We start from the raw sequence: 13,041 nt of genomic DNA, 5'->3' as shown, positions 1-13,041 counted from the left end.
TCACACCTCCTTCGGATTCGCCAGGTAACCGGTGGTATCGCCACACGGCCGGGCATTGGCGTTAGGTTTAATAACGATACTCGGCCTGGTAAAGTGCGCCGACGGCAGCGGGGCTACCGCGGCCAGCTGGCCATGCTTAGCGCGCAGCTCGGCAATCGGCCCGAAATCAAGCGCCCGCAGCGGGCAGGACTCGACGCAGATCGGCTTTTTCCCCTCGGCGACGCGCTCATGGCAACCGTCGCACTTGGTCATGTGGCCCTTGTCGGCGTTGTACTGCGGGGCGCCGTACGGGCAGGCCATATGGCAGTAACGGCAGCCAATGCACACCTCTTCGTTGACCACAACAAAACCATCTTCACGCTTGTGCATTGCCCCGCTCGGACAGACCTTGGTGCAGGCCGGATCTTCGCAGTGGTTACAGGCGATGGAGAGGTAATAAGCAAAAACGTTCTGATTCCAGACACCGTTATCCTCCTGCCAGTCGCCACCGGCATACTCATAGATGCGGCGGAAGCTGACCTCCGGGGTCAGGTTCTTGTAATCCTTACAGGCCAGTTCGCAGGTCTTGCAACCGGTGCAACGGGCGGAATCAATAAAAAATCCATACTGAGTTGTCATCGGTTACTCCTTACAGCTTCTCAACCTGGACGAGGTTGGTATGCGACGGGTTCCCCTTCGCCAGCGGCGACGGACGCTGGGTGGTCAGCACGTTAATGCTGCCCGCCTGATCCACCCGTGAAGCGTCCGGGTTATACCAGGCCCCTTCCCCCAGCGCGACAACGCCCGGCATCATGCGCGGCGTCACCTTCGCTTCAATATGCACTTCTCCGCGGTCGTTGAAGATGCGAATGCGATCGCCGTTGGCAATGCCGCGTTGCTTCGCGTCGATCGGGTTAATCCACATCTCCTGCCGACAGGCGGCCTTCAGTACATCGACGTTGCCGTAAGTTGAGTGAACGCGCGATTTATAGTGGAAGCCGGTCAGCTGTAGCGGGTATTTCGCCGTCAATGGATCGTTGTAGTTTTCGAAGCCCGGGGTGTAGATCGGCAGTGGATCGATAACATCCCCTTCCGGCAGCTCCCAGGTGGCCGCGATTTTCGCCAGCGCCTGCGAGTAGATTTCGATCTTGCCCGACGGCGTGGTCAGCGGATTGGCCTGCGGATCCTCGCGGAAGGCTTTGTAGGCCACATGGTGTCCTTGCGGATCGCGCTGCTTATAAATGCCCTGCTGGCGGAAGGTGTCGAAATCTGGTAGGTCAGGAATCGCTTTCTGCGACTGTTCATACAGATGGCGCATCCAGCCTTCCTGGGTACGGCCTTCGGTAAACTGCTGCTCCACACCGAGGCGTTTTGCCAGCTCGGTGGTCATCTCATAGATGGTTTTGCATTCGAAACGCGGCTTGATGGCCTGATCGGCAAAGATGACGTAGGACATGTTGCCGCAGGAGGCATCCAGCGCGAAATCCATCTGCTCGGAGGCGGTGCAGTCCGGCAGCAGAATATCGGCGTATTTCGCGGACGAGGTCATATGGCAGTCGATGACTACGATCATCTCGCACTTCTTGTCGTCCTGCAGGATCTCATGGGTACGGTTGATCTCAGAATGCTGGTTAATCAGGCAATTGCCCGCATAGTTCCAGATCATTTTGATCGGCACGTCGAGCTTATCTTTGCCACGAACGCCGTCGCGCAGGGCGGTCATTTCCGGACCACGCTCGATAGCGTCGGTCCACATAAACATCGAGATACTGGTCTGAACCGGATTCTCCAGCGTCGGCATGCGCTCAAAGGGCAGGCTGTAAGAGCCCTCGCGCGCGCCGCTGTTGCCGCCGTTGATCCCGACGTTACCCGTCAGGATAGCGAGCATCGAGATAGCCCGGGTGGCGATTTCGCCGTTGGCGTGACGCTGCGGCCCCCAACCCTGGCTGATATAGGCCGGTTTGGCGGTGGCAATTTCGCGCGCCAGTTTAACAATGCGTTCGCGCGGAATACCGGTAATCGTCGAGGCCCACTCCGGCGTTTTGGCGATACCATCCGTGCCCTGGCCAAGAATGTAAGCTTTGTAGTGACCATTGGCTGGCGCATCGGCGGGCAGCGTTTTCTCGTCGTATCCCACGCAGTATTTATCGAGGAACGGCTGATCGACCAGATTCTCGGTGATCATCACCCACGCCAGACCCGATACCAGCGCCGCATCGGTGCCGGGGCGAATCGGGATCCATTCATCTTCGCGTCCGGCGCCGGTGTCGGTATAGCGTGGATCGATAATGATCATCCGGGCATTGGATTTCTGCCGCGCCTGCTCAAGGTAGTACGTCACCCCGCCGCCGCTCATCCGCGTTTCGCCGGGATTATTGCCGAACAGCACCACCAGCTGGCTGTTTTCAATATCCGATGGGCTATTGCCGTCGGCCCAGCCGCCGTAGGTATAATTGAGGCCCTCGGCAATCTGCGCCGAAGAGTAATCGCCATAGTGGTTCAGATAACCGCCGCAGCAGTTCATCAGACGGGCAATCAGCGTTTTTCCTGGCGGCCAGGAACGAGTCAGCGTGCCGCCGAGCGTACCGGTGCCGTAGTTCAGATAGATGGATTCGTTGCCGTATTCTTTAATCAGCCGCTGCATATTGCTGGCGATAGTATCGAACGCCTCTTCCCAGCTGATTTGCTCGAATTTCCCTTCCCCGCGTTTGCCAACGCGCTTCATCGGGTACTTCAGGCGATCCGGGTTATAGACGCGGCGGCGCATCGAACGCCCGCGCAGGCAGGCGCGGACCTGGTGCAAACCGTCATAGTTATCGTCACCGGTATTATCGGTTTCGACGTATTTAATCGCGCCATCCACCACGTGCATGCGCAGCGGGCAGCGGCTGCCGCAGTTGACGGTACAGGCACTCCAGACCACCTTCTCGTTGGCGGGTGCCGGCGTATCGGCGGCATGCGCCAGTCGGGTAAAGGGTAATGTTAGTGCGTTGCTGGCCAGCGCCAGGCCGCCTATTGCCGTGGTTTTCATCAGACCACGGCGGCTTACCTCAGCAGCCAGTAAAGCATCGGGGGCTTTAATTTTCATGGATACTCGCTTTGGTTGCTCACAATAAACTGACAAGCGCTATATAGTCATATATATATTGCTTTGAAATATTATTGGTTTTTTATGCTGATTTAATCCAAAGGGAGTATCACTGCATTCGTAGAATGGATTATTGCCCGGTATCAATAAGGGCGTAAAAAAAGCGCCCGCAGGCGCTTTTAAAAGAGAGGAAGAAAAAATTACCCGATATATTCGAGGCCACGCATATACGGGCGCAGAATTTCCGGGATCTCAATACGGCCATCGGCCTGCTGATAGTTTTCCATCAGCGCCACCAGGGTACGACCTACCGCCAGACCAGAACCATTCAGAGTATGAACGAGGCGAGTCTTCTTGTCGGACTTGCTGCGGCAGCGGGCCTGCATACGACGCGCCTGGAAATCCCAGACGTTAGAGCAGGAAGAGATTTCACGGTAGGTGTTCTGCGCCGGAACCCACACTTCCAGGTCGTAGGTTTTGCAGGCGCTGAAGCCCATATCGCCGGTGCACAGCGCGACCTTACGGTACGGCAGACCCAGCAGCTGCAGCACTTTCTCGGCGTGACCGGTCATCTCTTCCAGCGCGGCCATGGAGTCTTCCGGACGCACGATCTGCACCATTTCAACTTTGTCGAACTGGTGCATGCGGATCAGACCGCGGGTGTCGCGACCATAGGAACCGGCTTCAGAGCGGAAGCACGGCGTATGGGCGGTCATTTTGATCGGCAGGTCGTCTTCGTCGATGATTTCATCGCGTACCAGGTTGGTCAGCGGCACTTCCGCCGTCGGGATCAGCGCGTAGTTGCTGCTGTCGGCTTCTTCTTCCAGCGGACGAGTATGGAACAGGTCGCCAGCGAATTTCGGCAACTGGCCGGTGCCATACAGCGTGTCCTGGTTCACCAGGTACGGGACATAGTTTTCGCTATAGCCATGCTGTTCGGTGTGCAGATCCAGCATGAACTGCGCCAGGGCGCGGTGCAGACGGGCCAGCTGGCCTTTCATCACCACAAAACGCGAACCAGTCAGCTTAACGGCGGCGGCAAAATCCAGCCCCCCGTGCATTTCCCCCAGCGTCACGTGATCGCGCACTTCAAAATCGAACTGGCGCGGCGTGCCCCAGCGGCTGACTTCAACGTTGTCGTTTTCGTCACGGCCAACCGGCACATCATCATGAGGAATATTCGGGATCGCCAGCGCGATATCGCGAATTTCCGCCAGCAGCGTTTCCAGCTCGGACTTTGCAGCATCCAACTGTTCGCCGAGTTTGTTCACTTCCAGGCGTAATGGCTCGATGTCTTCCCCGCGCGCTTTCGCCTGGCCAATGGATTTCGATCGGGAGTTACGCTCCGCCTGCAGGTTTTCCGTTTGCACCTGCAGAACTTTACGACGCTCTTCAAGCGCGCGAAGTTTATCTACATCCAGCTTAAAGCCCCGGCGTGCCAGTTTTTCTGCGACTGCGTCTGGCTCGGTACGCAGCAGATTGGGATCGAGCATGCTTATCCTGTGCTTATCGAATTAAATAAAGAAAAGTGGCCGCAGACTACGACCACGGAAATAGAGTAATAACCTTACCGCAACGCCTCAATTAGCGGTAGCGTTTTATCGGGCTATTTTGATCCTGTTCAGCGAGCCAGGCGAGCTTTTCGCCAATTTTGCCCTCAAGCCCCCGGTTTGTCGGGTGATAATAGCGCGTTTGCGCCATTTCCTGCGGGAAGTACTGCTCGCCGGCGGCGTAGGCGTTGGGTTCGTCATGAGCGTAACGATACTCCTGTCCGTAACCCATCTCTTTCATCAGCTTCGTCGGCGCATTGCGCAGATGCACCGGAACGTCGTAGTCAGGACGATCCCGCGCGTCGGACAGCGCCGCTTTAAAGGCGGTGTAGACGGCGTTGCTTTTCGGCGCGCAGGCCAGATAGACAATGGCCTGGGCAATCGCCCGTTCGCCTTCCGCCGGCCCGACGCGGGTAAAGCAATCCCACGCCGAAATGGCGACCTGCATCGCCCGTGGGTCGGCGTTGCCGACATCTTCCGAGGCTATCGCCAGACAGCGGCGGGCAACGTACAGCGGATCGCCGCCGGCGGTGATGATCCGCGCATACCAGTAAAGTGCCGCATCCGGCGCGCTACCGCGCACCGACTTATGCAGAGCAGAAATCAAATCGTAGAACCGGTCGCCTTTGTTATCAAAGCGCGCGCTGCGCTCGCCAGCGATCTCGGTCAGCAGTTCCGCCTTCAGCACCCGCTTGCCCGAGTCATCGCTCTCGGCCATATCAGCCATCATTTCCAGGGTATTCAGCGCCCGCCTCGCGTCGCCGTTCACCAGTTCGGCGATGGCCTTGCGGGTCTCTTCCGGCAGAATAATATCCTGCCCGCCGTAGCCGCGGGACTTATCGTTCATCGCCTGGTCAAGCACCCGCTCGATATCGTCGGTGGTCAGCGATTTCAGTAAGTAGACGCGGGCGCGGGAGAGCAGCGCTGAATTAAGCTCAAAGGAGGGGTTTTCGGTGGTCGCGCCAATAAAAGTGATGGTGCCGTCTTCAATATGGGGCAGAAAGGCATCCTGCTGGCTTTTATTAAAGCGATGCACTTCGTCAACAAACAGGATGGTCCGCCGGCCGGCGTTGCGATTTTGCCTCGCGCGCTCAATAGCCTCGCGAATCTCTTTCACCCCTGAGGTCACCGCCGAGATCCGTTCGACATCGGCGCTGGCGTAGCGGGCAATCACTTCCGCGAGGGTGGTCTTGCCGGTGCCCGGCGGCCCCCAGAGGATCATTGAATGCAGATGCCCGGCTTCAATCGCCCGCGGCAGGGGTTTACCCGGCGCCAGCAGATGCTGCTGGCCAATATACTGCGCTAAATTTTCTGGCCGCATGCGAGCGGCCAGAGGTTGAAACGCGTTGTCGGAAAAATCGAGCGACAGATTGCTCACTTTCGCCTCTACTTACGTTGATCGTCCACCGTCACCCCTTTCGGCGGCGTAAAGGTGAACTTAGATGCGTCGACGGCGCCGTTCTGCTGCGACTTCAGCTGATAGCTGCTGCGCTGGTCATCCTGCTCGACGGCGCTGAACTGATGGATGGTGCCGTCCCGACCGACGTTGATCGTGAACTGCTTCAGGTTACCGCTGCCGCTTTTCGGCGTCAGCACAAAATCATCGCCGTTTTGTTTGATATTGTACTGCTGCCAGTCACTGGACTGGTTGCGGGCAATCAGCATAAACGGCGTGTTGCTGGTAGCATCTTTCAGCCAGGTCGCCGTAGCCTGCTCAACGAACGGGTTGTAGAACCACAGCGTTTTGCCATCCGAGACAAGAACGCTTTCATCTGGCTGGGTCATATGCCAGTTAAACAGGTTCGGACGTTTTACCCACAGGTCGCCCTGTCCGTCCTGGACGGCGTTACCGCTGCCGTCGGTGACTTTCTGCGTGAAGCTGGCATGGAAACTGCTCACTTTATCAAGACGGCTTTTTAAGTCACTGGCCGCATCTGCCCAGACCTGGCTGACGACCATACCAGACAGTAATGCACAGGTGATTGCGAGTTTTTTCATTGTTATTCCTTAATGTGCGTCACTCCCGACGCGGGAGCCTCTTCTGTCCCTAATGTAGGACCGCCGACGGCGGCGGAACAGAAGAATTGGCTGATTTTGCGCTTATTTACCCAACTTTGCACTCATTCAAAGGGCGGCGGCGCCAGCACTTCGCGGTTACCGTTATGGCCCTGTTCGCTGACGATCCCCTGCGCTTCCATCTGTTCGATAATGCGTGCTGCCCGGTTATAGCCAATGCGGAACTGACGCTGGACCCCGGAAATCGACGCTTTGCGCTTCTCAGTCACAAAACTGACCGCCTGATCGAACAGCGGGTCCAGCTCTTCACCACCGTCGAAACCACCGCCGCCGCCTTCGCTTTCGCTGTCGGAGGTAATGCCATCGACGTACTGCGGACGGCCGCGGGCTTTCCAGTCCTGAACCACAGCGTGGACTTCCTGGTCGCGTACAAATGCCCCGTGGACGCGCACCGGCGTGGTAGAGTTCGGTCCGGAGTAAAGCATATCCCCCATACCCAGCAGCGATTCCGCGCCGCCCTGATCGAGAATGGTACGCGAGTCAATTTTACTCGACACGGTAAAGGCGATGCGCGTCGGAATGTTGGCCTTAATCAGGCCGGTAATAACATCTACCGACGGACGCTGCGTCGCCAGCACCAGGTGGATCCCCGCCGCACGCGCTTTTTGCGCCAGACGGGCAATCAGCTCTTCCACCTTCTTGCCGACGGTCATCATCAGGTCGGCGAACTCGTCCACCAGCACCACGATATACGGCAGTTTTTCCAGCACCGGATGTACGGCATCCATGCTGTCGCCCGGCTTCCAGTACGGATCCGGAATCGGACGCCCCATGCGCGCGGCCTCGGCGATCTTCTCGTTATAGCCCGCCAGGTTACGCACGCCCAGCGCTGACATCAGCTTGTAGCGGCGCTCCATCTCGTTGACGCTCCAGCGCAGCGCATTGGCGGCGTCTTTCATGTCGGTGACCACTTCCGTCAGCAGATGCGGAATACCTTCGTAGACCGACAGCTCGAGCATTTTCGGGTCGATCATGATGAAACGCACATCTTCCGGCTGCGCTTTGTAGAGCATGCTGAGGATCATGGCGTTCACACCGACTGACTTACCGGAACCGGTAGTACCGGCAACCAGCAGGTGCGGCATTTTCGCCAGGTCAGCTACCACCGGGTCGCCAGCGATATCTTTACCCAGCACCACGGTCAGCGGCGATGGGTTATCGCGGAACTTGGCGTTGTCGAGCACTTCACGCAGATAGACGGTCTGACGCTTTTTATTCGGCAGCTCAAGACCGACATACGGTTTACCCGGGATCACTTCCACCACGCGCACGGCAACCGTCGACAGCGAACGCGCCAGATCGCGTGACAGGTTAGAGATTCGAGCCGCTTTGACGCCAGGCGCCAGATTCAGTTCGAAGCGGGTGATCACCGGCCCCGGCGAGTAGTTCACCACATCCGCTTTAATGCGGAAATCGGCCAGACGTGCTTCCACCAGTCGCGCCATCTGCTCGAGAGCAAAGGTATCCACCGGCTCGACTTCACTGGGTGGTGGGGTTAACAGATCCAGCGACGGCAACGGCGTGGTCGGTCTTTGCAGCGGACGGCTATCGCCATTGCGCATCAGCAGCGGGTGGATCAGGCTCTCCTGCGGCGCGGGCGCGGCAGGCTGCCCCTGCGGGACAACCGGCTGTTGCTGCTGCACGGGCTGCGGTGCAGTCTGGTAAGGCTGCGGCGGCACTGGCTGAGGGTGTACCGGCTGGTGCTGCGCAGGTTGATAACCCTGCTGCGGAGCGGCGGCCGGTTGTTGATAGTGCGGGGCCGGTTGTTGCGGCTGGACTTCCGGCATCGGCGTAAACAGCGGCTCGCTCGGCCCCTCATTGACAAGCGTTTTCATCGGCGAGAATTCATAATCCGCCGGCGAGAACGGATTAGCGCCCGGCGGCTGCTCAGCGGCGTAGCGCTGCTGCTGGGTGGCGGCAAACTGGCGCGCCAGCTCCGCTTCCGCCGCAGTGTCGGCGTCATCGTCATCAGTCGCGTTATCGTCTTCCCAGCGATGGCCATAGCGCTGCTGCTGGGTGGCGGCGAACTGGCGAGCCAGTTCATCCTGCTCCATAGCATCCGCTTCCTCATCCGAGAGCAGCTCATCGTCATAATGGGGGTCGCGCTCCGCCTGCCGCGCACGCTGTTCCGCCTCCCGTTGCGACGGTAGCTTGATGCCGTAAGAGGCCAGCTCCCGACGCGTCGGGACACGAACGCGGTTTGGTCGCGGTAGTTTTGGACCAATACCTTCTTTCACCTGGACCCGCGGTCCGCTGGATGCCGGGCTGAACAATGGCGCAGCCGCAGCGGATGCGGCCGTCGCCGAGGTTGCCGCTGCCGCGCCGCCGCTGGCGGCCGTTGCCTGATGCACCCCTGCCGCGACCGCAGAGACCACGGTTGTCTCCACTGGCGGTTTGGACGAGGAGGCTGGCGGCGTCAGCGGTTTAGTGGCAATCGGACTTTCCGGCTCCGGAATTGGCTGATACCAGGAGGCCAGCAGCTCGCGTTCACGTGCCCGCTTCTCTTCGACTTCTTCGAAGTAATAGAGCGGTGGACGTTTCACCTCTTCCGGCGCAACCTCTGGTTCTGGCTCCGGTGACGGCACTGGCGCGCTTTGCGGCTGATACGCCTGCGGCGCAGGCTGAGCGGCATGCGGATCGTAAGTCGGCTGCTGATACGGCGCCGGCTCTGGCTGATAAGCTTGCGGCGCAGGCTGAGCGGCATACGGATCGTAAGTCGGCTGCTGATACGGCGCCGGCTCTGGCTGATAAGCTTGCGGCGCAGGCTGAGCGGCATACGGATCGTAAGTCGGCTGCTGATACGGCGCCGGCTCTGGCTGATACCCTTGCGGCGCAGGCTGAGCGGCATACGGATCGTAAGTCGGCTGCTGATACGGCGCCGGCTCTGGCTGATACCCTTGCGGCGCAGGCTGAGCGGCATACGGATCGTAAGTCGGCTGCTGATACGGCGCCGGCTCTGGCTGATACGCCTGCGGCGCAGGCTGACCAGCATGCGAAGCATAAACCGGCTGCTGATACGGCGCCGGCTCTGGCTGGTACGCCTGCGGCGGGTAACCCGCTTCCGGCTGATAAGCAGGCGCAGCGCCCTGATGGCCAGCCGCGGATTCAGCCCACGCCTGTGGCGCGGCAGTGGCCGCCGCCGCTGCGCCCACGGGCTCAGCGATACTATGACCATTCAGCAACGGATCGTAAGGGTCGAAATCTCCACGGCGCGCGGCGCTGGCGCCGGAGAACAGCACATCATCCTCTGTGGGACGTGCCGCGCTGGCGCCGGAAAACAGTACATCGTCGGCGGCGACAGGCGCACCGCTGGCGCTGTATTGCACCGCCTCTTCACCGTCATCCATCCGTTTGCCGGAGAAAAGCGCCGCGTCGGTTTTACGCCCCATGGGGTTGGTAAACTTCTCGGCCAGACGCTTACGTCGCGCCAGCGCGCTGCGTAAAATACGGGCACGACGCGACTCCTGAGGGGTTGCCGCCTCTTCGTCGTCGTACTCTTCATCGTCATCTTCGTATTCGCCTTCATCGACCCAGGTATCATCGCGACGGGTACGGTTGCTGGCAAAGGTGAGTACCGACAGGATCCCGCCGCCCAATTTTTCCGCAATGCTGACCCACGACCAACCGGTGAACAGCGTCAGGCCGGCCGCCCAGATGCATAACAGGGCGATGGTGCCGCCGCTGCTGTGCAGCAGCGGTTGCAGCGTGGTGCTCAGCAGGCTGCCGATCACTCCGCCCGAGGCAAAGTACCAGATATCATCGGCGTTAATGGCTGCCAGACCACAGGAGGTCAGGATCAGGGCTAACGCGCCAATGAGGCGCAGGGAAACGGCGAAATAATCAATGTATTCGTCGTTTTCCTGATGCCGCCAGGCAAACCAGCATCCGCCAATAATGATGACCGGGATGGTGTAGGCCATGACGCCAAAAATGAAAAAGAGGGTATCGGCAAGCCACGCACCGGGGGCGCCGCCTAAATTATGAATAGGCTCATGCCACGCCGTCTGCGACCAGCTTGGATCCGAGGGGTTAAAGCTCAGTAGTGCCGCCATCAGCCAGATGGCGAAGAGGGAGCAAAGGATGAGCATCGCCTCAAGGAGTCGGCGCCCGCTGCTGAGTTTGGTTAGTTTGACTTCTTTGTCTTCGGTGTATTCCTGGCTCAAGAAAGGCTCTCCAGGTATCAGGCTGTTTCCTGCCTGCTGCTAAAACGGACAACAGCGCCGGGTCTCCCCGGCACTGTTGCTGTATGGATTAACAGGAGTGTAATCAAACTACGTCGATTTTGCACCTGTTCCGTGTTAGCGCGTCTTAATAACCAGACGATTACTTTGCTTGACTTCTTCCATCACCACGTAGGTACGGGTGTCGTTTACGCCCGGCAGGCGCAGCAAGGTCTCGCCCAGTAATTTACGATACGCTGACATATCCGGTACGCGGGTTTTCAACAGGTAGTCGAAATCACCGGAAACCAGATGACACTCTTGAATTTCTTCAAGTTTTTGCACTGCGGCGTTAAATTGCTCAAACACATCCGGTGCGCCACGATTCAGAGTAATCTCAACAAATACCAGAAGTGATGCATCCAGATAATGCGGGTTGAGCAGCGCCGTATAGCCCTGAATAAAACCCTGTCTTTCAAGACGACGCACGCGCTCAAGGCAAGGCGTCGGAGAAAGTCCCACCCGTTTAGAAAGCTCGACGTTAGAAATTCGCCCATCTTTTTGCAATTCATTCAGGATGTTACGATCAATGCGGTCGAGATCTTTGCCAGGGCGCTTCTTGCTATCTACCATTATTATTGTCTCTCTGTATTCCTTCCCTACTCCTGTTCCGGCTCTGTGCCTTCACTGCCAGAGCCCATCCTGTTATTACCCGTACGACAATGGGTAACCCAGGGGTACGTGAGAAGCCCGTTGCCTGACGGCAGTCACCGACATCACGCATGGCGTCTGTCCACACCATGCGTAGATTTCGTTAACCCGGATAAAAATGGCATTTGCGTGCATGAAAATTCGCCGCACGCTAAATACTGCTTTTCTTCTTCCATGAATGTTTTCGCAAAAGCACAGGGGATTGTCAAAGTAAAACATCGATTTTTAGTACAAGATGCCAGATATTCATCATCCCCCCTAGTTGATTCTCATTTTTTCGTCTTATAATTGTCCCGCTGACAGTAGAAATAGTTATATTCTTTGCCGGTAAAATCGCCAATTCATCGGTCGCTTCTATTGCACACATCGTTAACAAAATCGCTGCGCTCTTTTTTTACGACAACAAATTCCCTACAATCTCTGCCCAATGTATGCCAATTATTATGGGGATCTCATGGGCACAGCCAAACACAGTAAACTGCTTATCCTTGGTTCTGGACCTGCGGGATACACCGCGGCGGTCTATGCCGCACGCGCCAACCTGCAGCCGGTGCTGATCACCGGGATGGAAAAAGGCGGTCAGCTGACCACCACGACGGAAGTGGAAAACTGGCCGGGCGATCCTAACGATCTCACCGGCCCGCTGCTGATGGAGCGCATGCACGAGCATGCCGCGAAATTTGAAACGGAAATTATTTTCGACCACATCAGCCGCGTCGATCTGCAAAACCGTCCGTTCCGTCTGACAGGCGATAGCGGTGAGTACACCTGTGATGCGCTGATCATTGCCACCGGCGCATCGGCGCGCTACCTCGGTCTGCCATCGGAAGAGGCGTTTAAAGGCCGTGGCGTTTCAGCTTGCGCCACCTGTGACGGATTCTTCTATCGCAATCAGAAAGTGGCGGTGATCGGCGGCGGTAACACCGCGGTTGAAGAGGCTCTGTATCTGTCCAATATTGCCTCTGAGGTGCATCTGATCCACCGCCGCGACGCCTTCCGCGCGGAAAAAATCCTCATCAAACGTCTGATGGATAAAGTGGCGAGCGGCAACATCGTGCTGCATACCGACCGCACCCTCGAAGAGGTGACCGGCGACCAGATGGGCGTCAGCGGCCTGCGCCTGCGCGATACCAAAAACAGCGACAACGTCGAGTCTCTGGAAGTGGCAGGCTTGTTCGTTGCCATTGGCCACAGCCCGAACACCGCCATCTTTGAAGGTCAGCTGGAACTGGAAAACGGCTATATCAAAGTGCAGTCCGGGATTCACGGCAACGCCACGCAAACCAGTATCCCGGGCGTATTTGCCGCTGGCGATGTCATGGACCATATCTATCGTCAGGCGATCACCTCCGCTGGCACCGGCTGCATGGCGGCGCTGGACGCCGAGCGTTACCTGGACGGTTTGGCCGACGCTTGCAAATAATCTTTACAAGTCAGTAACAAAGGTAAAGAAGGCGACGAAAAGTCGCCTTTATTT

Annotated in this window: 8 protein-coding genes; 1 reads left to right on the top strand and 7 read right to left on the bottom strand. The window is 58.0% G+C overall.

The window, feature by feature from the left end; all coding sequences use genetic code 11:
- The 7 genes from A1WC_RS17410 to lrp all read right to left on the bottom strand — a co-directional run bounded on the left by A1WC_RS17410 (position 1) and on the right by lrp (position 11,486).
- Positions 1–618: a DMSO/selenate family reductase complex B subunit gene (locus A1WC_RS17410; RefSeq protein ID WP_004201375.1), complete on the bottom strand. Its 618-nt coding sequence runs from the start codon at positions 616–618 to the stop codon at positions 1–3.
- A 10-nt stretch (positions 619–628) separates the two neighbouring features.
- Positions 629–3,067 carry a dimethylsulfoxide reductase subunit A gene (gene dmsA, locus A1WC_RS17415; protein WP_016160562.1) on the bottom strand — a complete coding sequence of 813 codons (2,439 nt, stop codon included), beginning with the start codon at positions 3,065–3,067 and terminating at the stop codon, positions 629–631.
- Positions 3,068–3,267: 200 nt separating this feature from the next.
- Positions 3,268–4,560 carry a serine--tRNA ligase gene (gene serS / locus A1WC_RS17420; protein ID WP_008805848.1) on the bottom strand — a complete coding sequence of 431 codons (1,293 nt, stop codon included), beginning with the start codon at positions 4,558–4,560 and terminating at the stop codon, positions 3,268–3,270.
- A gap of 91 nt (positions 4,561–4,651) precedes the next feature.
- Positions 4,652–5,995: a replication-associated recombination protein RarA gene (rarA, locus tag A1WC_RS17425; protein WP_012542326.1), complete on the bottom strand. Its 1,344-nt coding sequence runs from the start codon at positions 5,993–5,995 to the stop codon at positions 4,652–4,654.
- Positions 5,996–6,003: 8 nt separating this feature from the next.
- Complete coding sequence (gene lolA, locus A1WC_RS17430) at positions 6,004–6,615, bottom strand: outer membrane lipoprotein chaperone LolA (protein WP_004201368.1); 612 nt, start codon at positions 6,613–6,615, stop codon at positions 6,004–6,006.
- A 122-nt stretch (positions 6,616–6,737) separates the two neighbouring features.
- Entirely contained in the window at positions 6,738–10,856 is a 4,119-nt protein-coding gene (gene ftsK, locus A1WC_RS17435; protein ID WP_016160561.1) for a DNA translocase FtsK, read from the bottom strand.
- A 135-nt stretch (positions 10,857–10,991) separates the two neighbouring features.
- A complete protein-coding gene (gene lrp, locus A1WC_RS17440; protein WP_000228469.1) occupies positions 10,992–11,486 on the bottom strand; it encodes a leucine-responsive transcriptional regulator Lrp in 495 nt (164 codons plus the stop codon).
- A 532-nt stretch (positions 11,487–12,018) separates the two neighbouring features.
- Between lrp and trxB the strand changes: the two genes are divergently transcribed.
- The gene (trxB, locus tag A1WC_RS17445; protein WP_012542328.1) at positions 12,019–12,987 is read left to right on the top strand and encodes a thioredoxin-disulfide reductase; all 969 of its coding nucleotides are present in this window, start codon (positions 12,019–12,021) and stop codon (positions 12,985–12,987) included.
- The last annotated feature ends 54 nt before the right edge of the window (positions 12,988–13,041 follow it).

The sequence above is a fragment of the Klebsiella sp. KTE92 genome (genome assembly GCF_000398905.1).
Taxonomy (GTDB): domain Bacteria; phylum Pseudomonadota; class Gammaproteobacteria; order Enterobacterales; family Enterobacteriaceae; genus Klebsiella; species Klebsiella variicola.
Note: the sequence above shows the minus strand (reverse complement) of the source record. Positions and strands in the feature narration are given on the sequence as shown.

What these genes read in the sequence shown, in the direction of transcription:
- trxB (WP_012542328.1), top strand. Translation starts at nt 12,019, where the DNA reads ATGGGCACAGCCAAACACAGTAAACTGCTTATCCTTGGTTCTGGACCT.
- lolA (WP_004201368.1), bottom strand. Translation starts at nt 6,615, where the DNA reads ATGAAAAAACTCGCAATCACCTGTGCATTACTGTCTGGTATGGTCGTC.
- A1WC_RS17410 (WP_004201375.1), bottom strand. Translation starts at nt 618, where the DNA reads ATGACAACTCAGTATGGATTTTTTATTGATTCCGCCCGTTGCACCGGT.
- lrp (WP_000228469.1), bottom strand. Translation starts at nt 11,486, where the DNA reads ATGGTAGATAGCAAGAAGCGCCCTGGCAAAGATCTCGACCGCATTGAT.
- serS (WP_008805848.1), bottom strand. Translation starts at nt 4,560, where the DNA reads ATGCTCGATCCCAATCTGCTGCGTACCGAGCCAGACGCAGTCGCAGAA.
- dmsA (WP_016160562.1), bottom strand. Translation starts at nt 3,067, where the DNA reads ATGAAAATTAAAGCCCCCGATGCTTTACTGGCTGCTGAGGTAAGCCGC.